We start from the raw sequence: 23,469 nt of genomic DNA, 5'->3' as shown, positions 1-23,469 counted from the left end.
CGGGGAATCGTTCCGCCGCTCGCGCCGAGTCGTACGGGTGTCGGGGCCAGCCGCGGGCGGGCCTATTCGAGGATGCGCACCTTGACCATGCGGCGGCCCCAGGAGAGCGCCTCGCGGTAGGTGTCGAAGCCGAGGTCTATGCGGCGGCCTTTGATCGCGCGCCCGACGTCACCGGCGACGCACTCGCCGTAGCCGTCAACGTAGAGCTTGGTGCCGAGCGGGATGACGCGCGGGTCCACCGCGACCACGCCCTTGCCCGCCTTGAGCCCGATGGCCGTGCGGCCGCTGGCGTATCGCCCGCAGCTGCGGGGCCCGGGATCATAGCCCGTCGCCTCCATGTGCAGCACTTCCCCGCCGCGCGAGGGCAGCGACCTCGTGCCGCGCACCACGAGGCGCGGTTTCATCGGCTCGATCACGCGCTGCGATACCACTGCGCGTTCGGTTTCGTCGCCGTCCTTGGTCCAGATGTCGAGTACCGCGACCGCTCGGCCCGGCGAGCCATCGTGAAGGACGATGGGCTTGTGGACGCGCGCGTCGTAGCGCACGCGGGCGGTGACCGGGATCTCGATCTCGCGTGTCACTTGCTGGTGGGTCACGCGCACCACGCGCACGACCAGGCCCTGCGACACCAGTTCGTCGAGCCCGGGTTCGACGCGGTCCAATTCGCTGAGGGCGATGCGCGCGCCGGCGACCAGCTCGGCGACGGTGACCGGCTCTGTCGTAACCGAGCGTTCCCGACCGTCCGCGATGAGGGTGACGGTCACTTGCTCCGCCGCGTCGCTGGCCGCGAGGACCTGACTCACACCGGTGTCAACGGACGGCAAGATGACGATGCTGCACGCGATGGCGATCGCAATTATGGCAGATACTCGAACTGCGGCAGCAAGCACCGGCTGCTCGCGGCATGTCCCCCGGACGCGGCCACTAGGCGGCATGGCGCAATCCTCCGTCGGAATTGTTCGCTCGGCAGCGGTGCCACGGTACGGCGCCGCCACACTCGCGCTCCGGGCGAACCCGACGCGCGGCAAGTCTCGCGTAGCTAATGGTGGGGCTCTGGTGGGGCCGGTGCTGCGATGTGAGGCAGTGACGGTGGCTATAAGCCCTGATGGGAATGCGACGCAGTATGTCCGGAACTGTCAGCGGCTCCCCAGGGACCGCGACGCGTGAATGTAACACACCGCGCTCGACGTGTCAATGCACACCTTTGTTCCCATGGACGCTTCTACCCAGGGGCCCACTGGCGCTGTTCGTCCGCGCACGCGGCTATGTTCCACAGATTCACACCAATCTTAGACGCGCAGCGGGCCGGGTAGGTTGCATCGCCGGAAAGGGATCTGCGCGGGCGGCCGCTCCGAGCGCGGCGTGTGCTGCCGGAGCGCGGTCGCGAGGACCAGCACCTCCGGGCCGCGGTCGTCGAGGACATGCCGACCTTGCGGGCGATGGCCGGCGCCGGAGAAGAGCCTGCCTTAGCCTGACCGTTCCCCTGCGGCGATACGTTCCGGCGCGCCGGAACGTTCGAGCAATTCGACGTACGCCCCCTCCAGCGCGGGGTCGAGATTGACGTAGCTGCGAATGTAGCCGCCGGTGCGCACGATGCAGTCAATCGCCCGGCGCAGGACGTCGTACGGCGCCTGCCCGGCGAGCAGTTGAGCTTGCTCGAGGAAATCGCGGTTGATCACGAGTTCGGGCCGGCCGCTCTTGGCAACCATGACGTCGCGCAGCCACGCGGCCATCATGTTGAGCACTTCCGGCACGGCGCGGCGCATGGCGCGCGTGTAGCTGATCCTGAACTTCTCGGCCTCCACCGCGCCTTCGGACTCGCCGAGCTGTTCTTCTTCCTCCTCGCGCTCTTCCTCGACGATCGCTTCGAACTCCTTCTCCCACAGGCGCGCGGCGAGTTCTTTGGTTCGCGATGACAGCGCGAGCGCTGCTTGCAGCGGCGAGGAGAACAGGCTCTGGGCAAGCTCTATTGCCTCGGCGCGCACCTCCATGACGTACGGCCGCTCGGCGGTGGTTATCGCGCGGCCCGGGCGGCCGTCGGCGAGTCCCGCGATGAGCTGCGCGCGGTCACTCTCGACTCCGCGGGCCTGGAGCAAGTCCTCGATGTGCTGCGGCGCGACCATGTGGAACCGCACCTGCTCGCAGCGCGAGACGACGGTCTCGCGCAGTGCGGCGGGGCGGCTGGTGACGAGGATGAAGACGGTGCCCTGCGGCGGTTCCTCGAGGGTGTAGAGCAGCGAATCGGCGGCCTCCTCGGTCATGCGATCCGCGGGCTCGAAGATGAAAACTTTGTAGGGGGAGAAGATCGGCTTGCGCATCGCCTCGCGCAGCACGGGCGGATGAGGCGGACTGTCGCGGTCATCGCCGCGGGTCTGCGCGATGGTGATCCACGCCTGATCCTCGATCAGCTCGAGCAACCTGGGATCGGTGATCGGCTGGCGGCGGTACATCGGCGCGATGCGCCAGATCTGGGGATGATTGCCGTGCTCGAAGCGCACGCACGACTTGCACGCGCCGCACGCCTCGTCGGGCGCGGACTCGTCCTCGCAGTTGAGCGTCTTGGCGAACAGCATGGCCGCGGTCAGCTTGCCCACCGCTTCCGGGCCGACGAAGAGGTACGCGTGCCCGACCCGGCGCTGGCGCAGCGCCGAGCGCAGGATAGTGACGGCGGCATCCTGGCCGATGAGGTCGCTCAAGTTCGCGGGGCTATCGGTCATCGAGATGCGATCGCTGGCTCCCAGGGATGGCGCCGCACGGCGCCGAGTTGACCACAGGGGCGGCTCGCGGGCCGCCCCCACGCCGTGCCGACCGGCCTACAGTGTCTTGGACTGCTCGACGTCCACGACGAAGATCACGGCGCCGCCGACGGTCACCTTGACCGGACTCGGCATGCAGGTGCCGATGGGCTCGATCGTCGGCGGGAAGACGTTGACGAACTGCTCGCGGGTCTTCGAATGCTTGCCGATGAGTTCGAGCACGGCGTCCACCTGATCCGGAGGCACGCCGATGAGATAGGTCACGTTCCCCTCGCGCAGGAATCCGCCGGTGCTGGCGATGTTGGTGAACTTGTAGCCAGCCTCGAGCAGAGCGTCCGTGACCTTGCGCCGGTCCTTATCCTGCACCACGGCTACGATGAGCTTCACCGTTTAAGCCTCCTTTGCCGCCGCGCGGCATCTCGCGCGCGGTGGGCGTCGCCGGCGTTCCGCTGGGCAGCTCAAGGGTCGGGTCGGCGCTCGCTGAGGAACGCCTCGACGACCTGCGCCACGCCCTGGAACACCTCATCTCGGGGCGGGGCCGCGTCAACCACCTTGATCCGCTCGCCGTGCGCCCGCGCCAACTCGCGGTAACCCTCGACGATCCGATGATGAAACGCCGGCTCCTCGCGCTCCAGCCGATCGGGCGTGTGCGCCATGCGCTGGCGCGCCGCGTCGGGCGCCAAATCCAGCAGTATGGTCAGATCCGGCTCCACGCCGCCGGTCGCGACCTCGTTGAGACGGCGCACGAATTCCAGATCGAGCTCGCGGCCATAGCCCTGATACGCCGTCGTAGAATCGGCGTAGCGCTCGCAGACCACGGTTTGTCCTTCGCCGAGGGCGGGGCGGATTACCTCCTCGACGTGCTGCGCCCGGTCCGCGGCGTAGAGGAACAGCTCGGCGGCGGCGGTGACCTCGGTCGCGCCGCCGTCGAGGATCAGCGGCCGCAGCCTCTCGCCGAGCTTCGACCCGCCCGGCTCGCGGGTGAGCACGACGTCGTGTCCCCGTTGGCGCAGCCAGTCGGCGAGCATGCGCGCGTGCGTGGTCTTGCCCGCGCCGTCTATGCCTTCGACCGTGATTAAGATTCCCCGTCGCACGCATCTCGCCTCGCGCTACGTGATGGTCAGATCCAACTGCGCCTCGGCGGGCTTTTCCAGCGGCCGGCCATAATGCCCGCCGCCGCCGGCCTTGAGGGGCAGCGCGCCGTCCCGGGCCGCGATGATGAGGTGCGCCAGCTTGCCCCCGACGACCTGTGTCAGCTCCGATGCCTCGACGTGATGCAGCACCGCCATCTCGGTGCCGAAGCGGTTGAGCAGCTTGCCCAGCGCCACCGGCCCCAGCTTCGGCAGGAACTGGAGCGGCACCTGGTAGCGATACGGCGGTCGGTGCGCCGGTGGCCGCGGTCCGGGATAATCGGCGATATCAGAGACACGATCGAGGACGCCGCGTACGACGCCTTCTGCGCCGCACGCGGGACACGCCAGCACCGGCGGCGGCTGCGTTTCGATGCGCTCGCACTTCGGGCAGAAGGTGCGGTGGTACTTGCCCAACCGCGGGTCGAGGCCGAAGTTGGCGGTGACCTTGCGGCCGTCCTCGCGGCGCAAGGCGCGCAGGAACTCCTCGTAGGTCGGCTCCTCGATTTCGAGCGCGTTGTACTCGCGCGCGATCTTGGGCAGGGAGTGCGCGTCGGAATTGGACAGCAGCGTCTTGTCGGCCAGCTCCGCCAGGCGATCGGCCATGAACGAATCGGCGGAGAGGCCGAGTTCGAGCGCGGGGATGGCGGTCAGCGCGTCGTCATCGAACACGTCGCTGAGCCGCCGCGCGCAGTTGCCGTAGATGCTCTTGTGCGGGGTGAAGGCGTGCGCCGGGATGAAGACGCCGCCGCAGGAATGGGTGATCTCCCACAGCTGTTGCGCCGGCAGGCGGCAGCGCTGGGAGCTGAGGTCGAGGTTGGTGACCAGGGCGCCCATGATGCGGCTGAAGTCGCGCAGCTCGGCGAGGGACGGGAAGTAGGAGATGTGATGCGCGCAGGAACCGTCGGCCTCGGCCGTTTCCAGTTCGCAGGCAAGGATGACGGTCGTCTTGTCGCCGAAGCGCAGGCCGCCGCCGGCCAGCTCGATCATTTCGCCGCTGGCGATGAGAGCCTGGATTTCGCGCTGCACGGCGGGCGACGCGCAGTCCACCACGCCCGCCATTTGGATGCCTTTGCGGTGGGCGCACTCACGTGCGATGTTGGCGAAGGTCAGGTCGCGCGCGGCAGTGATTTTGACGGGCTGGCCGCCCTTCGCCGGCTCGCCGGTGCCGACGTCCTCGGGCGCGCGCGGCATCTCCCCGCCGAAGGTCCGTCCGATGTGGATGTGCAGGTCGGCGAAAACGGTGCGCATGAGACCCCGCGTTACCCCCGGACGCCGTCACCGAAGCCGGCGACGCCAACTCAACTCATTTTTCTATTCGCCGCGCGAGGAGAGCGAACCTGCGACGGGGCGCGACGGGCGGGCGAATCCAGGGATCCGGCACCGCGTTTGCGGGGGATCATGCACGGCGTGCTTCGATCCGAGCGCTGCCACCTGCGGTTGTCGTGCGGCGGTCTCCGCGGTGCTACGCGTCGCCCGTCCGCGCGCGCAGAGTGAGACCGGCGACGAGCGCGCCCAGGGTCAGCATCACCGCGCTGCCGTAGAAGACGTACGGGGGCCCGATGTCCCACAGCGACCCCGCGATCAGGGGCGCCACCGCTGCGCCGACCCCTTGGGCCGTCGCCACGATGCCCATGACGCCGCCGCGGCGGCTCGTCGGCGCCAACTCGGAGACGATCGCGAGCCAGGCTGGCGTGCCCAGGACGTGGCTGAGGACGAGCAGCGTGCCAACCGCGGCAAACGCGGGCATGGTGCGGCAGGACGGGATCAGCCACATCAGCGCGGCCGAGGCGACGAGCGACACGCGCACCGCCAAGGTCTTGCCCCAGCGGTCGGCGGCGTGGCCGAGCGGCAGCCCCAGCAGCCCCACCGGGATGCCGAGTGTGATAACGAGGGTGCCGATGTGAAGCGGCGACAGCTCCAGTTCGAGCTTCAAGTAGGGGATGGCGAAATTCGCCAGCATGAGCACGCCCAGGGTCATAAGGAGGCTGATGAGCATGACGAGCGGCAGCGGATACGCGCGGTCGGGCGCTGGCAGCGGCGGCTGCGCCGACGCGGGCACCATGGGCATCAGCGCGGCGGCGTCCGATGACTGTGCGGCGACGCGGCGGTCGGCGCGCGGGAGAGCGATAACTGCGACGGCGCCGCTGATGAAGAGCAGCGCACTCGCGATGTAGAACGGAGCGCGGTTGCTGGCCAAGAGGTACGCGGCGAAGGAGCCGACGACCACGGCCCCGCCCATGGCGAGCACATAGACGGTATTCATGACGCTCATGGCCGCCGCGCGCGACTCCTTTTTAACCAGATCTCCGACCGTGGCATAGAGCGGCGGCCACAGCGCCGCGGCGCCCGCACCGTCGGCGGCGCGGACCGGGAACACCAGCGCCCACAGGCTGACCGGCAGGCGCACGATGATGATCGGGTTGAGGCAGATCAGCAGCGGGCCGAGCGCGACAAACGGCCTGCGCCCGAAGCGGTCGGAGAGCCGTCCCATCGGGAACTTGAGCAGCGTCTCGCACAGCAGAAACGTGGCGCTAATCGCCCCCAGGGCCTTTCCCGACAGGCGGAGGTCCTGGAGCAGGTAAATGGGGAGCGCGTAGTTATTGAGGAGAGCGAAGGCGAGTTGGCCGGCCCCCGTTACCACGGCAAGACGGATGAGCGGCGGATACTCGCGAAACAGCGCGATGTAAGCGCGTTCAAGGCGTTCGAACACAGGCGCCCCTCTGAGATGTATCGGGCACGGCCGGCAGCGTCAGGCGTTCAGCGAACGCCGTCATCGCGCGGAATTCGGTCACGGTGATGGTGGGTGCTCCAGCGGCCTCTGCTATTCGCCGCTGGTCCGCCGCGCACCTGCGGGCAGCCGGCCGGGGAAACCGCAATGCCCGCCACGCGCACGGCCGCATCGCGCCGCGACCGTTGGCAGGCGACCCGCTGCATCGAACCGCCCCGGTTGAACCCCACCACCACTACGGCTATAATGACGGCGAAGGAGGAGTCGCGAGGATGGCTAATCCGCGGACATGGCTGATCGGCGCGGGCATTGTGCTCGCGTTGCACGGTGGAATCGCTCTCGCACAGGAGGCCGGATTGGGGACGAAGCATCGCACCGATTGGTTCAGGGACGCCCGCTGGGGCGTGTTCACGCATTACCTCACCGGGCCGGAGATGTCATCGCAGGAGTGGAACGCGCGGGTCAACGCGGTCGATGTCACAGCACTCGCGGCGCAGCTCGAGGAGATCGGGACGAAGTACTACTTCATCACGCTCGGGCAGAACTCGGGGCATTACTGCTCGCCCAACGCGACCTATGACGCCTACGTCGGCATACAGCCCAGCAAGTGCTCGCAGCGCGACCTGGTGGCCGACATCTACGACGCCGTGCAGCCGAAAGGCATCAAGCTGCTGGTCTATCTTCCCGCCGGCGCGCCGAACCAGGATCCGATTGCGGTCGAGCGCCTCGAATGGCAGAACGGCCCGCATCGCAACTGGGCGTTCCAGGCGCGGTGGGAATACGTGATCCGCGAGTGGTCGCTGCGCTGGGGCGACAAGGTCTGCGGGTGGTGGTTCGACGGCTGCTACTGGCCGAACGAGATGTACCGCTTTCCCGAGCCGCCGAACTTCGCGAGCTTCGCCGCCGCCGCCCGCGCGGGGAACCCGGACAGCATCGTCGCCTTCAACCCGGGCGTGCTGAACCCGATCATATCGGTGAGCGAATATGAGGATTACACGGCGGGTGAGATCAACGAGCCGGGTGAGGTGATGTGCCCGGGGCGATGGGTGGACGAGGCGCAGTTCCACATGCTGAGCTATCTCGGCCCGTGGTGGGCGGCGGGGCCGCCGCGGTTCACGACCGAGCAGATCGTCGGGTGGACGCGCGCGATCATCGAGAAAGAGGGTGTGGTGACGTGGGACGTGCCGATCGAAGCCGACGGGCACATCCCGCAGGAGTTCGTGGATCAACTCAAGGCGCTGCGCGAGGGGCTGCGGTAGGGGCGTGCTTGCGCCGCCTGGCGGGCGTCTGAGCAGCCCGGAATGTGGTAGATTAGCTGTTGGGGGCGCCTGAGGCGGGGAGCGCTGCCGAGCCGGGGAGAGAACGCGAACGACAAGCTGGTGAGGCAAGTCGATGAGCGAGCACGACTGGGACGTTATCATCGTCGGCGCGGGGCCGGCGGGGGTTTTCTGCGCCCTTGAACTGGCGAAGAAGTCGGACGTGCGGGTGCTGATGCTGGAGAAGGGGGAGGACCTGGACACGCGCATCGCGCGGCGCAACAGCCATTCCCGCGAACACGGTGAGGCGTGCTCCATCACCACCGGCTGGGGCGGCGCGGGCGCGTTCAGCGACGGCAAGCTCACGATGTCGCCGCTGGTCGGCGGGCAGCTCGCCAATTTCGTGTCGCCGGATCACCTGACGTCGCTGCTCGACGAGGTCGAGCAGACCTACGTCCACTTCGGCGCGCCGGAACGCGTGTATGGCGCGGACGACGACGCGCTCGGGGACATCGCGCGCAAGGCCACTCTGGCGGATCTCGAGTTCGTGCCGACGCGCGTGCGGCACATGGGCACCGACCGCTGCCTCGAGGTGTTGCAGCACATGCGCACGCACGTCGAGCAGAGCGCCGAGGTGCGCACGTGCGCGGAAGTGACGGAGATCTTGACCTACGAAGGCATCGCGTGCGGAGTGCGCCTGGCGGACGGTCAGATCATCCAGGGCAAGTACGTCGTCGTCGCGCCCGGGCGCGAGGGCGCGGAATGGTTCCAGCATCAGGCGGATCAACTGCAGTTGGAGCGCGCCGACAACCCGGTTGACATCGGCGTGCGCGTTGAGCTGCCGGCGGCGGTGATGGAACCGCTGACCTCGGTGGTGTACGAGCCGAAGCTGCTGTTCAACTCCAAGGAGTTCGACGACCGCGTGCGCACGTTCTGCGTGTGCCCTTACGGCGAGGTCGTTATCGAGCACTCCGATGCGACGATCACCGTCAACGGCCACAGCTACGCGGGCAAGCGCACCGAGAACACGAACTTCGCGCTGCTGGTGACGACCAGGTTCACGGAGCCGTTCCGCGAGCCGATCGCGTACGGTAGGTACGTCGCGCGGCTGGCGAACCTGCTCAGCGGGGGGATCATCGTGCAGCGGCTGGGGGATTTGACATCCGGGCGGCGCTCGACCCAGGAGCGCATCGCGCGCGGCATGGTGCGGCCGACGCTCGCGGAGGCGACCCCCGGCGACCTCAGCTTCGCGCTGCCGTATCGGTACCTCGCGAGCATCCTGGAGATGATCGAAGCGCTGGATCACATGACCCCTGGTGTGGCGTCCCGGCATACGCTGCTGTACGGGGTGGAGGTGAAGTTCTACTCCGCGCGGGTGCGGCTGACCCCGGCGTTGGAGACGCAGGTGAATAACCTGTTCGCCATCGGCGACGGGGCCGGCGTCACGCGCGGCTTGGTGCAGGCGTCGGCGAGCGGCATGATCGCGGCGCGCGAGATCATGCCGCGGGAGGGCGAGCAGGCGCCGTAGCTCTTGATGGCGCGGAGGATGCCCGGCGGCGGCGTGCGGCGACTCGCGCATCGCCGTTGCCGACCGTGCCGGGGTGAGTCGGCGCTGTCTTTTTCCGCGGCAGCAGGGACATTGCCGCTGTTCGCCTAAACTCTGATGCGCTTGGGTCGTGCCGACTCTGTGTGCCGCTGATGAGTAACCCTCTGGCTGAGCGCGCGCGCTGGCATCTGTCGCGGGAGGCCGGCGCTGTCATAAAGGATCACGGGCAGGGACTTCGCTTCGCGCTCGTGTATCCGAACACGTATTACGTCGGGATGTCGAATCTCGGCGTGCACGCGGTGTACCAGCTCCTCAACGCCAGGCCCGATGTGATCTGCGAGCGCGCCTTCATGCCCGACCGCGGTTACGACTCTGCGGATCGGCGCCTGCCGCTGGCGGCGATCGAATCGCAGTCACCCCTCGATCGCTTCGACGTCATCGGCTTCAGCCTCTCGTTCGAGCTTGACTACATCAACGTGGTGGACGCGCTGCAGCGCGCGCGGGTGCCGGTGTTCGCGCGGGATCGCGACCAGCGACATCCCGTCATCATCGCGGGCGGCCCGTGTGCGGCGTTCAACCCGGAGCCGCTGGCAGAGGTGGTTGATGCCTTCGTCGTCGGCGAGGCGGAGCCGGCGCTCGACCGCGTCGCGGACGCGCTCATCGAAGCGCAGGATCGCACGGATGCGTTGCAGCGCTTGCAGGCCATTCGCGGCGTGTACGTGCCGTCGCTGTACGAGCCCGAGTACTCGCCGCAGGGGGATTTCGTGCGGCTCACACCCGCCAAGGGCGCGCCGAAGGCGATTCGTCGCCTGCTGGTGAAGGATGTTGACCGCTGGCCGACGCACAGCCGCGTTCTCAGCACCGACACCGAGTTCGGCAACATGTTCCTCATCGAGATCAGCCGCGGCTGCGCGCACGCCTGCAAGTTTTGCGTCACCGCGCCGTGCCATCAGCCGTACCGCCAGCGCTCGGCGCAGCACGTGCTCGACATCGCGGCGCCGGGGCTGGATCACCGGCGCACCGTCGGCTTGGTCGCGGCGGCGGTGACCGACCATCCGCAGCTCAAGCGGATCGTGCGCGGGCTGCGGGAGATGAAGGCGCGGATCTCGCTGTCGTCCATGCGGGCTGATGGCGCCAGTACTGCGGTCGTCGAGGCGCTTGGCGAAAGCGGCGCGCGCTCAATCACCTTCGCCCCCGAGGCGGGCACGGACAAGCTGCGCCGCCGCCTGCGCAAGTCCATCACCGAGCAGCAGTATCTGGCGGCCGCGCGCCTGGCAGCGGCGAACGGCATCCGCCGCCTGCGGCTGTACTTCATGCTCGGCCTGCCCGGCGAGACGGAGGCCGACGTCGAGGCCATTCCCCGACTGGTGCACCGTCTGCGCCGAGACTCTGACATGGCTCAGGTCACCGCGAGTATCAACGCCTTCGTCCCCAAGCCCCAAACCGCGTTCGAGCGCGAGGCGATGGCGCCGGTGCGCTACCTCCAGCAGCAGTTGAAGACGGTGCGCTCGCTGCTGCACACGGAGCCAGGCGTGAACATGACCGCGGAAAGCCCGAACTGGTCGTTTATCCAGGCGGCGCTGGCCCGCGGCGACCGGCGCCTCGGCGCGGTCATTGCGCGCGCGTGCGAGGGCGGAGGATCGCTGGCGGCGTGGCGCGAGGCGTTCGCGGCGGAGGGGCTCGATCCGGAGCACTTCGCGTCGCGAGCGCGCGGCCCCGACGAGCCGCTGCCGTGGGCGCACATCGGGTAGGCGGCTGTCCGGGTACCCTACACAGGCCGGCACGTAGGGGCACAGGCCCTTAAGCCCTTCGGGCCGGGGTGGCGGCTCAGCCTAGCCACATGCTGTGCCGCTGGTGGCGATGTTGTGAGCACCCAATGCGTCTGTATCTCATCCGACACGGTGAATCCGGCGGCAACGCCGGCACCGACCACTCCGACGATCCAGCACTGACCGAGCGCGGCTGGCGGCAGGCGAAGCTGGTGGCGCAGGCGCTGGCGGACGAGGGCATCGAGGCGCTGCGCGCGAGCCCGCTGACGCGGGCGCTGGAGACCGCGTCCGAGATCTCTGCGACGCTGGGGCTGTCGATCAGCGCGTGGCCGGACCTCGCGGAGAAGTGGGGCTCCCGCTGTGACGTAGTCACTCGCAGCGATATCGTGCGCCGGTGGCCGGAGGTGATCCTGCCCGCTGACATGCCGGAGCGGTGGTGGCCGGAGAAGCTGCCCGAGGATGAACCGGCTGCATATGTCCGCGCCGCGCGCGTCGAAGAGGCGATGCGCAGGAGGTTCGAGGCGACGGAGGCGCGGGTGGCCTTGGTCGGCCACGGCACGTTCGGTGCGATCCTGATGAGCCGGTTCCTCGGCGCGCCGCCGTGCGGCTCCACGCGGTTCAGCCAGTCCAACTGCTGTATCAGCGTCATCGAGGTGCTCCCCGGCCGCGCGAAGATGGTCTTCCAGAACCGCACCGCGCACCTGCCGGCGAACCTGATCACGTGACGGCAGGAATTGACCTGGGCGGCCTCGCTATTCACCGGGGGACAGTTCGACGGGCTGCGGTCGCCAGCTCGGCGTGCGCGGGCTCAGGTTGTAATCCCACGACCAGCGCTCGCCGGTACGGACGCCCAGGGCCTCATTGAGGTGGGCGCGGCGCGCCGCGATAATGATGTCTATGCGCTCATCCACCTCGGAGACGTGCGCGAGTGACCCGGCGCGGCGGAGCTCGAATCCTGCTCCGTCGAGCAACCACGCCATGCACGCGGGATTCGTCTCGCGCTCGCTGAGGTCGAGGTAACACTGGGCTAAGCGGACGCGCGGTTCCGACCAGTCGGGCGCGCAGCGAACCGCGTTGCGGAAGTGGATGGCGGCATCCTCGAAGCGGCCCTGGCGGTACGACGCATCTCCTTCGGCGAGTCGGCGGCGGACCTCTTCACGCCCGGCAGCGCTGTGCGTGATCGCGGCGGAGAACAGCCTCGACTGGCGCCCGCCGAGTTGTCGGACATAGGTCACCGCGCGTTCACCGGGTTGCCACTGCATGTCGGTGACGTCGCCCCCGAGCTGCGCTATTTGCACCACTGCGTTTGCCTTCGGATTCCCGGCCATCGGGAAATCACCAACGGCCTGAAGGCGATAGTAGCGAGTCTTCGGATCGGGCACGCGCGCGCGAGCCCTCACTGCGGCGGCGAACGCGCTTCCCGAGCCGGCCCATTCGAACTCTGTCCATCCATCCTCGCGCGCGGCGCCGCGAGGGATTCCCGCGATTGCGACCAGATCCACGTCGTGGAACGTGCTGGCGGCTCCGAACATTTCCGATTCCCCGGCGCTGTACATCGCCTCCACCGCAAGCAGTTCCCCGTGGGGCTGCCACGCGGTGTGATAGAAGGTCGGCTCTGTCCCTGTCTCCACCACTTCCGAACTCCCGCGAGGCGTCCACAGAAAGCCGGCCGAGTGGACGTCGCCGCCAGTGCCGGTCCACGCTAACACGTCTCCTCCAAGCGCCCACGAGAACAGACCGTCCTCTTGCCCGAAGCTGGAGGAGATGTGCTCCCAGGTCTTGCCGCGCGGCCCGAGGACAGAAAGCCGAGTCTCGTAGTCAATCTCGCCGTGTACGTTCTTGCTCTTGAGTATCAGGCGGTAGGCAAGCAGGCGGCCATCGGCCGACCATTCGACCTGGGGCACTTTCCAGAGCGCCGCATCGCCCTCCCATTCCGCTGGCCGCCTAACGGGCTCTACGCGAAGCGTCTCAACGGCTCCGCCAGTCTCGGCCACACAGATGCGGTTGCTGGCATTGAACGCAAGGCGCGTGCTGTCGGGGTGCCAGCCGATGCTGTGCACCCATCCGGGCTGGGGCAGGCGCCTTACCGGGCCGCCGGCGGTCGGAACGAAGGTAACGCTGCGTCCCAGCGCTACCGCGACCCATCGCCCGTCCGGCGACAGCCTGGGCTGCACCTCCGGCTCGCCGACCGCCGCGAGCAACCGCGAGTCGCCAGATGGATGAACGCGATACAACCGGTCGCCATTCAGAATCACCAGCGATCCATCCGGCAGCCAGCGGTGCCAGCGCACGCGGTCGAACTGAGGACACAGGCGCTCCTCCGCCAGCGAGTCAAGCGACACGCGACCGTTCGTGATTACGCCCCAGTAATGCATGGTCAACGGCGCCACCCGCGAGCGCATGGGAAGCTCGAGAGCGGATTTCAAATCCTCGCCGGTCGGCAGGGCCGGGAGATCAGATAAGGAGACCCCACCTGGCTGGGGCGGTTGCTCACGGGCTGGCTCCGGCGCGGCGACGGGTGCAGGCGCGGTCAGCGGCGCCGGTCGCGACCCGCCGCACCCGACTGCCACTGAGCATACGGCCAGTAGGACGCACAGGTGGAGCAGTCTACGGAGCCACGCCCGACGCCCTTCGCCGTCGTCCAATCGCAGTTGGGGTCCTCTCATTTGTTCCCAGGCCCACCGAACGGTCGGCCGAATGTCTCCGGATCGTCGGCGTACAGCGGAGCACCAGGAGCGATGCTCCTGCCCCACCAGCGCCCGGCGGAGATGCTTAGCGCGGCACTAGCATGCTCGCGGCGCCTGGCGATGACCGTGCGAAGGTGCAAGCTGTCGTCTGACAGCGTGGTCAGCTTCGCCGCGCGTTGCGTCTCGAACTCTGCGCCGTCGAGCAGCCACGCCATGCACGCGGGATTCGTCTCTCGCGCGCTGAGGTCGAGATAGCACTGGGCTAGGCGGACGCGCGGTTCCGCCCAATCCGGCTCGCATCGGACAGCGTTGCGGAAGCAGATCGTAGCCTCTTCGATATTCCCGGAGCGTCGAAGTTCTTTGCCCGCGGCCAGCCACCGGCGAGCGTGGGTCGCGCCGCTCCGATTCCTCGTGACGGGTGCCACGCAAAGGACGGACCTGTCTGGCGCCGATTTCCGCTCGAAACTGACGGCGCTCCGCAGTGGTGTCCACTGTACGCCAGTGATCGTGACGTCGAGTGGCGCCATCTGCGCAAACTCGCCGCTCATTGCACTCCCCGTGATTGCGAAATCGCCGATGTCGTTGCCGGTGACCTGGTGGGCGGTCTTGCGGCCCTGTGCGACGTAAGCGCATTTGCGCCGCATCACGAATGCGCGGCCCGTTGGTGCCCATTCGAAGTCGGGCCAGTCGTCTTCGCGCACACTTCGGCCACTGGCTTGAGGAATGGTAAAGAACGCCAACTGAGTCGTCGGCGCGACGGGACCGAATTGGCGCGCAGCTTCAGGCCCAAACCAGTGTTCCTCGACGGCGAGCACCCCGTCACGTGGATGCCAGGCGGTACGGCGGTAGCTCAGCACGGTGCCCGAGATCGCGACCGACCCCCGCCCATGCGGCGTCCACAGGTTGCACCACGTATCCGGTTCGCCGAAGTTGCCCGTGTACGCTACTACGTATCCGGCTGTGGCCCAGGAAAAGAGACCATCCTCGGGCGAGTAACCACCCGTCATGACCATCTCTCGCTGCTCGCCGTGCAACGCCACTACGCGAGAGTCATATTGGTAGTCAGCGCAGTCGCGCGGTGCGCTCTCGGCACGGTACACCAGGCGGTATGCCAGACGCGTCCCATCGGCAGACCACTCGATCTGAGGGACGTTCGCAAGGGTGACGGGCGCGCCCCACCAGGCCTGGACTGTTGGCGCCTCCGTTTCCAGCACTCTCACGTCCCCCGCGGTCGTTGCCACACAGATGCGGTTGCTGGCATTGAACGCAAGGCGCGTGCTGTCGGGGTGCCAGCCGATGCTGTGCACCCAGCCCGGCTGCGGCAGGCGCCTTACCGGGCCGCCGTCGGTCGGAACGAAGGTGATGCTGCGTCCCAGCGCTACCGCGACCCATCGCCCGTCCGGCGACAGCCTGGGCGGCAGATCCGGCTCGCCGACCGCCGCGAGCAACCGCGAGTCGCCAGATGGATGAACGCGGTACAGCCGGTCGCCGTTTAGGAGCACGAGAGATCCGTCGCTCAGCCAGCGGTGCCATGTCACCCGGTCAAACTGCGGGAACAACGGCTCCTCAGCGAGCGAATCGAGGAGGACCTCGCCCGATGCCTGCTCGCCCCAGTACTGCATGGTCAGGGGCGCGACCCGCGAACGCATGGGAAGCTCGAGAGCGGATTTCAAGTCCTCGCCGGTCGGCAGGGCCGGGAGATCGGATAAGGAGACCCCACCTGGCTGGGGCGGTTGCTCACGGGCTGGCTCCGGCGCGGCGACGGGCGCAGGCGCGGTGAGCGGCGCCGGTCGCGACCCGCCGCACGTCCCGCCGCACCCGACTGCCAGCACGGCGCTCACCGTCACTACCGTCAGCGACGCCCGCGCGGCCTTCGGCAACTGGATCGCGTTGTCTCGGGAGTGCCACTGTTTCATCACTGGCTATACGCAGGGGCAAGGACGCGGGGTTACTGGACTTCGTGACGACACGGCGCGGCGGAGCGCCTCAGACGTCAGCATCTATCGGGAGCACACAGCCGGGGCCACTCCGCCGAAGCCGCGCGGGCAGACGGCGACTGCTCTGCGAGCGCCGCCTGAGCCTTCACCGCCCGCGCTGCATGAGGTGTTTGACGTGCTCGAGGTCGTGGGGCGTGTCCACGCTCACCGGGCGGTGCGCGGTCTCGACGACCTTGATACGGTAACCGTGCTCCATCGCCCGCAGCTGCTCCAGCTTCTCGGTCTTCTCCAGCGGCGTCGGCGGCAGAGAGGCATAGGTGAGCAGGAAGTCCTTGCGGTACACGTATAGTCCGGGATGGTAGTAGTACATCACGTCTTCGGTCTTCACCTCTCGCGCATAGGGGATGAGCGTGCGCGAGAAGTAGAGGGCGAAGCTGTTCCGGTCAACCACGACCTTGACCACGTTGGGGTCGTGCAGGTCCGCGGGCTCGGTGATGCGCGACATGAGCGTGCCCATGGGAATGGACGAGTCCTCGATGAGAGGCGCGGCAAGGGCGTCAATAACGGAAGGCTCGATGAGCGGCTCGTCGCCCTGGATGTTGACGACGATCTCGACGGCCAGTTCGGCGGCTGCTTCGGCTAAGCGATCCGTCCCGGTCGGGTGATCGGGGCTGGTCATGACGGCCTCGCCGCCGAACGCGGCCACGGCGTCGAGGATGCGCTGGTCGTCGGTGGCCACCAGCAGTCGTTCCAGGCAGCGCGCCTTGCTCGAGCGCTCGTAGACGTGCTGAATCATCGGCTTGCCCAAGAGGTCGGCCAGCGGCTTGCCGGGGAAGCGCGTTGACCCGTAGCGGGCGGGAATGATGCCGATGACTTGTGCCATGGGAAACCCTCCGTGGGAGCGCGTGGCTGTCCCGGGATTATAGCCGCGGGCGACGGAGCGGGTCAAGCCGCGTTGCCCTGGCGCCAAGTCGGTGGCGTAAGCTTGCCTTGCCAGACAGTGGCAACCGAGATGGTTGCGCCACCATCGCAGAGCGAGCGTCTCGTTTGCCGCACACGTTTGCTGCGCTTGGCCGCGGCGCGACACATTGCTATAATGATCCCGTCGCCAATCCGCTGCGAGGAGTCAGACCGTGTCAGTTGACAAAGGTGTAATCGAGGCGTTGCGCGCGGAGCTGGATGCGGATGTGCGCGAGCGCATCGGCAAGGCCGTCGCCGCCATCGTCGCCGCCAAGCAGAAGGGCGGCAAGGTCGTCGTCGTCACCGGCAGCGGGCCGAATCTGCATGAGGGCGTGACGACGCTGCTGGCGGAGCTGATTCGTACCGGCATCGTGGACGGCGTGACGACGTCGTCCGCCGCGATCGCCCACGAGATGGCGGGAACGCTGGAGCGCGTGCATCGTGTGCGCGGCGAGCCGCTCGGCCTCGACGCCGCAGCACTGCCGATGGACGGCATGTTCGAGATCTCGCTGCTGCCCGACGGCTGGCTCGAAACGATCGAAGCGGAAATGCCGGTGGAGCGCGACCTCATGGATCGCGCGCTGGCGACGGAGGGCGCGAACATCATCAAGGCGGCGGGGAACCTGGCATACCCGCTGGGACTGCGCACCGAGCGCCTCGCGCGTGAGGCGGAGGCGCTTGCGAAATCCGTCGGTGATCCTCTGGAGGCAATAGCCGGCGCCGGCGCTGATTCACACACCATGATCGGCGCGGGATACGCGCGGGGTGCGCCGGTGCTGGTGAGTATCCCGCAGTTGGTGGGCGGGGGCGCGGTGGGCCTCGCGGTCGGCGACAGCATTTCAATCACCGCGCGCGCCGCCCGCGTCGCCGCACTGCTCGGCGAAGCCGACGTCATCATCGAGTCGGCAGTGGCCCTGACCCAGGAGATTCACGACGGTCCGTTCGAGACGCACACCGGGCACGGTATCTGGGCCGACTGGGACGGCTTCGCGACCTACTCGCTGGCGGGCAAGCAGCTCATCCGCATTGACCTCGACCCGAACCTGGAGCGCGCGTGGCAGATGGAGCGCGACTCTGGCACCGTCGCCGCGGCGGTCGCCAAGGGCCTGCCGAAGACCAAGGTCACGGGCGTGCCCTTCCGCATGGAAATGTCGGGGTTCGCGCGCCTGCCGACGAGCCTGCCCGTCATCGGCGATATCGGCGTCATCTGGCCGCTTGTGGCCTACGATGCGGCTCAGGCGTTGGGCGTCGAGTTGGGATTCATGTCGTACCCGCAGCAGACCGAAGCCGGGCGCGAAATGCGCGAGTGGATCGTGGAGAACGTGCACCCGGTGCATCGGGCGGCGATGCACGAAGCGGTCCAGAAACGTCGGCTTCAGCGGTCGCGCGCGGGCTCGTGAGTTCCCGGCTCTGCTCTCGGCGCGGCGCCGGGGCGCGTCGGTGACACGCTTCGGCTCGCCCCCGACATCACGTTCGATACGCTTACCACTGCGACGCCGGATTCCTCGAGCGCGGGCAGGATGAGGCCGAGCATCTGCGCCGTCTGCGGCCGGTAGTGGCAAATGCCGATCGCTGAACCGCGGCGCTGCGCGATGCGCCCCAACTGCTGCACGCGCTCCTGCGCCGCCTCGCAGAACTCCTCCGTGGTCGTCGGCTCGGGCGTGAAATTCGTGTCGAGGAAGACGCTCCGCTCGGCGTAGGGAATGCCGACCTCGGCGGCCGCTTCCTCCGCCACGCTGCCGCCGGTCGTGAGACTATCCACGAAAAACAGACCGTGTCGGCGCAGCACGGACAGCGCGGCGGTTATTACCCGTTCGTCGGCGGTTGCCAGCGACCCCATGTGGTTGTTGGCGCCCACCGCGCCCGGGACGCTGGTCAGGTTCCGCTCCACTAGCTCGGCAATCTCGTCGTCGGTCATCTCGACCATGACGCAGCCGGGTCCGGGATCGAGATCCGAGTTCCTCGGCTGCATCGGCAGGTGGAGCATGACTTCGAACCCGGCGGCCGCGCAGGCGCGCGCCAGTCGCCGCGAGTCGTCGAGTTGGGGAAGCACGGAGAAGGTCAACGGGAAATCCACCTCCGCAAAGCCGTCGAGCGCGCCGTCGTTGTAGCCGACGTCGTCAACGATGATCGCGACGCGGCCGGGCGCGGCAGGAAGGAGCGGTCGCTGCGGTTGCCACTGGGTGTCCGGCAGCGGGCCGCGGCCTGCTAGTGATGAATCTGGCAGATCCCTGCGAGATTCCGAGGCGGAGGTCGCGGACCCCGATGCGTCCGGAGATCCGTGGGAGCGACCGTGCCCAGGCGGTTGCACGGCGCCGGGATGGGAGGGACGGTCGCCGGATGGGCCACCCGTCGGGGACGGCCCAGAGCCGCGCGGCTCTCTCGACATCCACCACAGGGCTACGATAACGAGCGCGAGCAGCGCAATGAGCGTCCACGGCGATGTCGATTTCCTTGTGCGGCGTGGTGACGGTGTCATGGCGGGTTATGGCGCTGAGGCATTCGGAGCGCGGCGCGTCATCCAGCCGGGCGGGCAGGCAATCCGCCCGGTGTCGCAGCCGCTCGCCTACGGGCGGGCCGCTACCTGCTGCCGCAGCATCTCGAGCGCCTTCTGGTATTGGGTGTCTTCCGCGCTCGCGAGCCTGGCTTCCGGAGGCACCTCGACCACGACGTCCGGCTTCACCCCCTCGTGATCAATGCCGCGGCGCCCCAGCGTGTACCACTTGGAGGTCGTGAGCGCCAGGGCGGAACCGTCCTTCAGCGGCAGCACCGTCTGCACCGAGCCTTTGCCGTGCGTCGTGGTGCCGACGAGCACGCCGACCTTCGCGTCCTGGATGCCGCCGGCGAGGATCTCGGAGGCGCTCGCGCTGCCCTTGTTGATGAGTACCACCAGCGGGTACTCGAACCGGTGCCCCTTGCCGCGCTCCCCGCCGTAGAAAGGATGCATCGGCTGGCCGCGCTCCTGAACGTACACCACCGGCTCTTCATCAACGAAGTGGCGCACGACGTCTATGCACCGGTTGAGCAGCCCGCCGGGGTTGTTGCGCACGTCGAGCAACAGCGCGCGCATGTTCTGCGAGCGGAGTTTCTCCAATCCCTGCTCGACCGACCGCCCGGTATCCTCGTAGAAGTAGTTCAAACGCATGTAGCCGATGCCGTCCTCGAGCATCTTCGTCTCAACCGTGGGCACCTGAATCGGCCCACGCACGATCTCCTTGAGCACGGGCTGGCTCGCCCCCTCGCGTCCGAGCAGCAGCTTGACCGTGGTGCCCCGCTCGCCGCGGATGCGCTTGACGGCATCGCCGAGGGTCATGCCCTCGGTGGACACGTCGTCAATCCCGAGAATCAGATCGCCGGCCTGCACGCCCGCCTCGGTCGCCGGGCTGCCGGGCAGCGGCGCTATGATCGTGACGCGGAAGCGCCGCGGGTGAATCTCCGAGCCGCACGCGGGGCAGCGCAAGCCGGGCGTGACCTTCGCCGCGTCCTCGTTCCCTTTTATCTCGGTGAGGCCGATGGTTGCGCCGATGCCCTCGAAGTGGCCCTGGTTCTCCTGCTGAAACGCTCGATACTCCTCCGGCTCCATGAACCTCGTGTACGGATCTTCGAGTGCCGCGAGCATGCCGCGGATCGCCCCGTAGGTCAGCTTGGATCGATCCTCGACGGGCGCGACGTACAGGTTATCTATGTTCTTGAGCACCTGGCCGAACGTCTCCAGGGGCCTGAGGTCGACGTCGTCCGTGACGTCCGCCGGCGTCACGCCGACCGCGCTGGCGAGCTGAGTCGCGCGCAGGGCGTCGGCTATGTCAATGCGCCCGGCGGCGCTGTCGTAAAGGCTCTGGAACTGCCGGCCGGCCGTGAACGAGCACGCCATCAGGGCGACCAGCAGCGCGACGAGCGCTGTGCGATGCTTGCGATGCATGGGATTGCTGCCTTTCGGTCTCATCTCTGCGTCATATGTGCGCGGAACGCACGGCGGCGCTGATGTGTGCGCTTGCCGGCATGCGCGCGGTGAGTTATGGCGTCTCCGGAACGCGGCGGAGCCGCATCATGCCTGAAGCTCTGCGCTAATACACGAACCCCATTACCGAGGTTCGTGCATTAGGGGAGGACGCAAGGGATGCCAGCGCTCCTCCCGATCGAACCTCGTCCGCAACAGTCTGCGGGCATTACCGGTGCTCCGGTAATACCCGAGACTCTATAGATATACCCGTGGACCGACATACTCACATGCGCTGCCGTGCCGACCTGCGCCGTGCTGCGGTACGTACGCGCGGCGGCCGCAGCCGGTCATCACGTGTCATCATGCGGGCGCTCCGCATGCGATAGTCTACGACACGGGACGTCGGAAGTTGATTGGGCCCTGGCGGTGTCGCGAATGCCGGACGCGGCCTGCGCGGCGCATGATGCGGTGTCGCCTGTATTATTCCATGAAGCGTCGCTGACAAGCTTGTGTCCGGCGAGCGGCCGCTCGGTTGCGACAGAACGACACGCGTCGCGCACGCATCTGCGAGCCTGGGCGCGGCCTGCCTCAGCGCCCGTAGATGTGGATGCGGAAGACCGTCATGCGGTAGACGACGAAATCCACCGTGGGATAGCTCAGGATGCAGCTCTTGGTGAAGGTCACGTTCGGCACCTGCCCAACGGCGGCCGCCGTGCTGGTGGTTGGCCCCGTCGGTACGGCCACGCGCGCGGGCGCAGTGGTTGGCGCGCGCCCGACTCTGGGCAGCGGGCCGGGACCGGTGCCTCGATCCTCGCCCCTGCCTCCGCCGAGTCTCAGGCTCAGGCCTCCGCTGGCGGCCCGGGGTCGGGCCGCAGCGCGTGGGGCAGGCAGCCGGGGCCCAACGCCCGACGAGCCGATTGTTGGGCGAGGGCGCGCCGCGGCGGGCGCGGCAGATCCACCGCCGTCGCGACCGCCGCCGAGCCGCAATTGCAGGCCTCCCAGGGCGCCCGGGCGCCCCGCTCCCGGGGCCGCCGGGCGGGCGGCGCGCGCCGTGCCGGCTTGCTGCGGCTCAGTGGTGCCAGCTTCGGCGATGATCTGCATGCGGTTGGGCCAGCCGTAGCGCTCGAACACTTCGGCGAAGGAACTGCCGAGGCGAATGCCCTTTTCCGTTTCTGCGATCTTGGACGGCTTGAAATCCCGCCACATACTCACGACGATGTTGGTGACGTGGGCGTTTATCCCCTCGCCGGTGATCAGAAGCCCGATGGCCACCGGATCGCGGTTGTACACCCACTGCACCTGGTCCGGGCCGACCTGCGCCATGCGAACGGCGATCGCCCACGGGGGCACTTCGCCGGGCGTGGTCTTGACGGAGTTGAACACGTTACCGGGGGTGAACATGGCATCGGGCGGACCGTAGTCCTCGTGCGCCAGGAGTTCCTCCGGCGTGTCGCCGAGGGACATGCCCACCAACTGCATTTCCTGGCCCAGAGCGGGGGCGGCTAACGCCGCCAGTGCCGCCGCCAGCGCCAGGGAGATGAGGATGCGAGTTGTCGCGTAAGCCATGATCTCTCTCCGCGCTCGTATGCCGACCTAGTCTTCTCTGCCGCCGCCGAGGCGAAGCCTCAACCTCGGCCTCTGACCCGGCGTCCCGGGCGTCCCGGGCGCCGTCCGCGGTCTCGCCACGCCGGGCCGCGTCGGGCCCAGCGGCCGCACACCGGTCCGTGCGGGAGCCGTCGGCGCGGCAGGGCCGCCAGGTGCAATTGCGGCGCCCAGCGGCGCCGGCTTGGCCAAGGCGATCGTCTGCACCCGCAGGTTTTGCAGCGTCAGAGTCAAGCCGGCGTTGCGATAGCTGAGGATGAGCGCGTCGCCTGCATTGCGAGTGGTATCGGGGTAGCCGTACTTGTCGAGCACCGACTTGTAACTGTCCCCCAGGGCTACGCCGCCCTCGGTCTTGGCTGGATACGACTGCCCCGAGAGGATGACGGAATTGACCTTGCCGTCGGCTTCGATACCGGCGACGATCTGGACGCCGCCAGGCTGATTGTAGAGCCAGTAGGTCTGCCCGCCGCTCGCTGCTGGCGTCGCGGCGGCCTGCGGCCGCGCGACGCCACGGCCGGCCGCGCCAGGCGTGGTACGCCCGCCGCCGAGTCGGAGCATCGGAGGGCGAGCGCCCACAGTCGGGGCTGCGGGCGTTGATGGCCGGTCCTCACCGCGTCCGCCGCCGAGCCGAAGCTGCAATCCCCCTGTTGGACGGGCGGCCGGAGCCGGCGCGCCAACTCCTCCGCGGGCAGGTACTGCGCCCCGCGCCGCCGCGGGACGAGCACCGGCGGGTGTCGGGGTCTCGGTCAGTGTTATTCCCCAGGTTGTCACGGCCCCCGCCGGGCCACGGAAATCGGGTGGGCCGTACGGCTCCTGATTGAAGAGGTCCACCGCCGATTGGCCCAGGGCAATGTCGGCAAGCCCGAGCTCAACCGCATCGGCTTGCGGCATCAGCACGAATGCCGCGGCTACAAGCACCAGTACCGCGAGCCGCCTGACCATATCACGCCTCCTGCTTGCGATGCCCCCTCTCGCGCATCCGTAAATGTATCATACCCCCTGGGCACTGTCAATCCTTCTGACGTTGGCGAGCCCCGCCGAGTTCCCGCCTGAGGCCGACCTGGATCGCCGCCGCAGAGCTCCGGAGCGGCGCGCCCGGGGGCATTCACGCCGCTCGCGCGCGAACGGACGCGATGACCGCGGTCGGCGCGCACT

The 23,469-nt window shown here is 68.1% G+C and carries 18 protein-coding genes; 5 read left to right on the top strand and 13 right to left on the bottom strand.

What is annotated here, in order from left to right:
• Positions 1–62 precede the first annotated feature (62 nt).
• From JSV65_03055 to JSV65_03030, 6 genes are all read right to left on the bottom strand, one after another.
• A complete protein-coding gene (locus JSV65_03055) occupies positions 63–935 on the bottom strand; it encodes a DUF348 domain-containing protein (GenBank protein ID UCH35344.1) in 873 nt (290 codons plus the stop codon).
• Positions 936–1,466: 531 nt separating this feature from the next.
• Positions 1,467–2,717, bottom strand: a complete 1,251-nt coding sequence (locus JSV65_03050) for a hypothetical protein (protein ID UCH35343.1) — start codon at positions 2,715–2,717, stop codon at positions 1,467–1,469.
• Between the two features lie 96 nt (positions 2,718–2,813).
• A complete protein-coding gene (locus JSV65_03045) occupies positions 2,814–3,143 on the bottom strand; it encodes a cyclic-di-AMP receptor (GenBank protein ID UCH35342.1) in 330 nt (109 codons plus the stop codon).
• A 71-nt stretch (positions 3,144–3,214) separates the two neighbouring features.
• A complete protein-coding gene (locus tag JSV65_03040) occupies positions 3,215–3,838 on the bottom strand; it encodes a dTMP kinase (protein ID UCH36684.1) in 624 nt (207 codons plus the stop codon).
• 27 nt (positions 3,839–3,865) lie between these two features.
• Positions 3,866–5,137 (bottom strand): TIGR00375 family protein, encoded by a 1,272-nt coding sequence (locus JSV65_03035; GenBank protein ID UCH35341.1) that lies wholly within the window; start codon positions 5,135–5,137, stop codon positions 3,866–3,868.
• A gap of 214 nt (positions 5,138–5,351) precedes the next feature.
• The gene (locus JSV65_03030; GenBank protein UCH35340.1) at positions 5,352–6,599 is read right to left on the bottom strand and encodes an MFS transporter; all 1,248 of its coding nucleotides are present in this window, start codon (positions 6,597–6,599) and stop codon (positions 5,352–5,354) included.
• Between the two features lie 290 nt (positions 6,600–6,889).
• Between JSV65_03030 and JSV65_03025 the strand changes: the two genes are divergently transcribed.
• From JSV65_03025 to JSV65_03010, 4 genes are all read left to right on the top strand, one after another.
• The gene (locus tag JSV65_03025) at positions 6,890–7,876 is read left to right on the top strand and encodes an alpha-L-fucosidase (protein UCH35339.1); all 987 of its coding nucleotides are present in this window, start codon (positions 6,890–6,892) and stop codon (positions 7,874–7,876) included.
• A gap of 133 nt (positions 7,877–8,009) precedes the next feature.
• Positions 8,010–9,401, top strand: coding sequence for an FAD-dependent oxidoreductase (locus JSV65_03020; GenBank protein ID UCH35338.1), 1,392 nt, complete (start codon positions 8,010–8,012; stop codon positions 9,399–9,401).
• Between the two features lie 170 nt (positions 9,402–9,571).
• Positions 9,572–11,170, top strand: a complete 1,599-nt coding sequence (locus JSV65_03015; protein UCH35337.1) for a radical SAM protein — start codon at positions 9,572–9,574, stop codon at positions 11,168–11,170.
• A 125-nt stretch (positions 11,171–11,295) separates the two neighbouring features.
• The gene (locus tag JSV65_03010; protein ID UCH35336.1) at positions 11,296–11,913 is read left to right on the top strand and encodes a histidine phosphatase family protein; all 618 of its coding nucleotides are present in this window, start codon (positions 11,296–11,298) and stop codon (positions 11,911–11,913) included.
• 27 nt (positions 11,914–11,940) lie between these two features.
• On the opposite strand, the gene JSV65_03005 is transcribed toward JSV65_03010, so the two are convergent.
• From JSV65_03005 to kdsB, 3 genes are all read right to left on the bottom strand, one after another.
• Positions 11,941–13,569 (bottom strand): hypothetical protein, encoded by a 1,629-nt coding sequence (locus JSV65_03005; GenBank protein ID UCH35335.1) that lies wholly within the window; start codon positions 13,567–13,569, stop codon positions 11,941–11,943.
• A gap of 281 nt (positions 13,570–13,850) precedes the next feature.
• On the bottom strand, positions 13,851–15,524 hold the full coding sequence (locus JSV65_03000) for a hypothetical protein (protein ID UCH35334.1): 1,674 nt from the start codon (positions 15,522–15,524) through the stop codon (positions 13,851–13,853).
• Between the two features lie 433 nt (positions 15,525–15,957).
• Positions 15,958–16,695 carry a 3-deoxy-manno-octulosonate cytidylyltransferase gene (gene kdsB / locus JSV65_02995; GenBank protein ID UCH35333.1) on the bottom strand — a complete coding sequence of 246 codons (738 nt, stop codon included), beginning with the start codon at positions 16,693–16,695 and terminating at the stop codon, positions 15,958–15,960.
• Positions 16,696–16,945: 250 nt separating this feature from the next.
• On the opposite strand from kdsB, the gene JSV65_02990 reads away from it, so the two are divergent.
• Complete coding sequence (locus tag JSV65_02990) at positions 16,946–18,172, top strand: hypothetical protein (GenBank protein UCH35332.1); 1,227 nt, start codon at positions 16,946–16,948, stop codon at positions 18,170–18,172.
• Here the strand turns inward: JSV65_02990 and JSV65_02985 are convergent.
• From JSV65_02985 to JSV65_02970, 4 genes are all read right to left on the bottom strand, one after another.
• Positions 18,148–19,083 (bottom strand): divergent polysaccharide deacetylase family protein, encoded by a 936-nt coding sequence (locus JSV65_02985; GenBank protein ID UCH35331.1) that lies wholly within the window; start codon positions 19,081–19,083, stop codon positions 18,148–18,150. The two genes, JSV65_02990 and JSV65_02985, sit on opposite strands and share 25 nt — an antisense overlap.
• A gap of 255 nt (positions 19,084–19,338) precedes the next feature.
• Complete coding sequence (locus tag JSV65_02980; GenBank protein ID UCH35330.1) at positions 19,339–20,715, bottom strand: S41 family peptidase; 1,377 nt, start codon at positions 20,713–20,715, stop codon at positions 19,339–19,341.
• 585 nt (positions 20,716–21,300) lie between these two features.
• Positions 21,301–22,278: a hypothetical protein gene (locus JSV65_02975; GenBank protein ID UCH35329.1), complete on the bottom strand. Its 978-nt coding sequence runs from the start codon at positions 22,276–22,278 to the stop codon at positions 21,301–21,303.
• A gap of 27 nt (positions 22,279–22,305) precedes the next feature.
• Positions 22,306–22,872: a hypothetical protein gene (locus JSV65_02970; protein ID UCH35328.1), complete on the bottom strand. Its 567-nt coding sequence runs from the start codon at positions 22,870–22,872 to the stop codon at positions 22,306–22,308.
• Positions 22,873–23,469: the final 597 nt, after the last annotated feature.

This window comes from Armatimonadota bacterium (assembly GCA_020354555.1).
GTDB lineage: Bacteria > Armatimonadota > Hebobacteria.
Note: the sequence above shows the minus strand (reverse complement) of the source record. Positions and strands in the feature narration are given on the sequence as shown.

Coding starts and splice junctions, on each gene's coding strand:
- JSV65_03055 (UCH35344.1), bottom strand. CDS start 935: ATGCCGCCTAGTGGCCGCGTCCGGGGGACATGCCGCGAGCAGCCGGTG.
- JSV65_03050 (UCH35343.1), bottom strand. CDS start 2,717: ATGACCGATAGCCCCGCGAACTTGAGCGACCTCATCGGCCAGGATGCC.
- JSV65_03035 (UCH35341.1), bottom strand. CDS start 5,137: ATGCGCACCGTTTTCGCCGACCTGCACATCCACATCGGACGGACCTTC.
- JSV65_03025 (UCH35339.1), top strand. CDS start 6,890: ATGGCTAATCCGCGGACATGGCTGATCGGCGCGGGCATTGTGCTCGCG.
- JSV65_03020 (UCH35338.1), top strand. CDS start 8,010: ATGAGCGAGCACGACTGGGACGTTATCATCGTCGGCGCGGGGCCGGCG.
- JSV65_03015 (UCH35337.1), top strand. CDS start 9,572: ATGAGTAACCCTCTGGCTGAGCGCGCGCGCTGGCATCTGTCGCGGGAG.
- JSV65_03010 (UCH35336.1), top strand. CDS start 11,296: ATGCGTCTGTATCTCATCCGACACGGTGAATCCGGCGGCAACGCCGGC.
- JSV65_03000 (UCH35334.1), bottom strand. CDS start 15,524: ATGCGTTCGCGGGTCGCGCCCCTGACCATGCAGTACTGGGGCGAGCAG.
- kdsB (UCH35333.1), bottom strand. CDS start 16,695: ATGGCACAAGTCATCGGCATCATTCCCGCCCGCTACGGGTCAACGCGC.
- JSV65_02980 (UCH35330.1), bottom strand. CDS start 20,715: ATGAGACCGAAAGGCAGCAATCCCATGCATCGCAAGCATCGCACAGCG.
- JSV65_02975 (UCH35329.1), bottom strand. CDS start 22,278: ATGGCTTACGCGACAACTCGCATCCTCATCTCCCTGGCGCTGGCGGCG.
- JSV65_02970 (UCH35328.1), bottom strand. CDS start 22,872: ATGCTCCGACTCGGCGGCGGGCGTACCACGCCTGGCGCGGCCGGCCGT.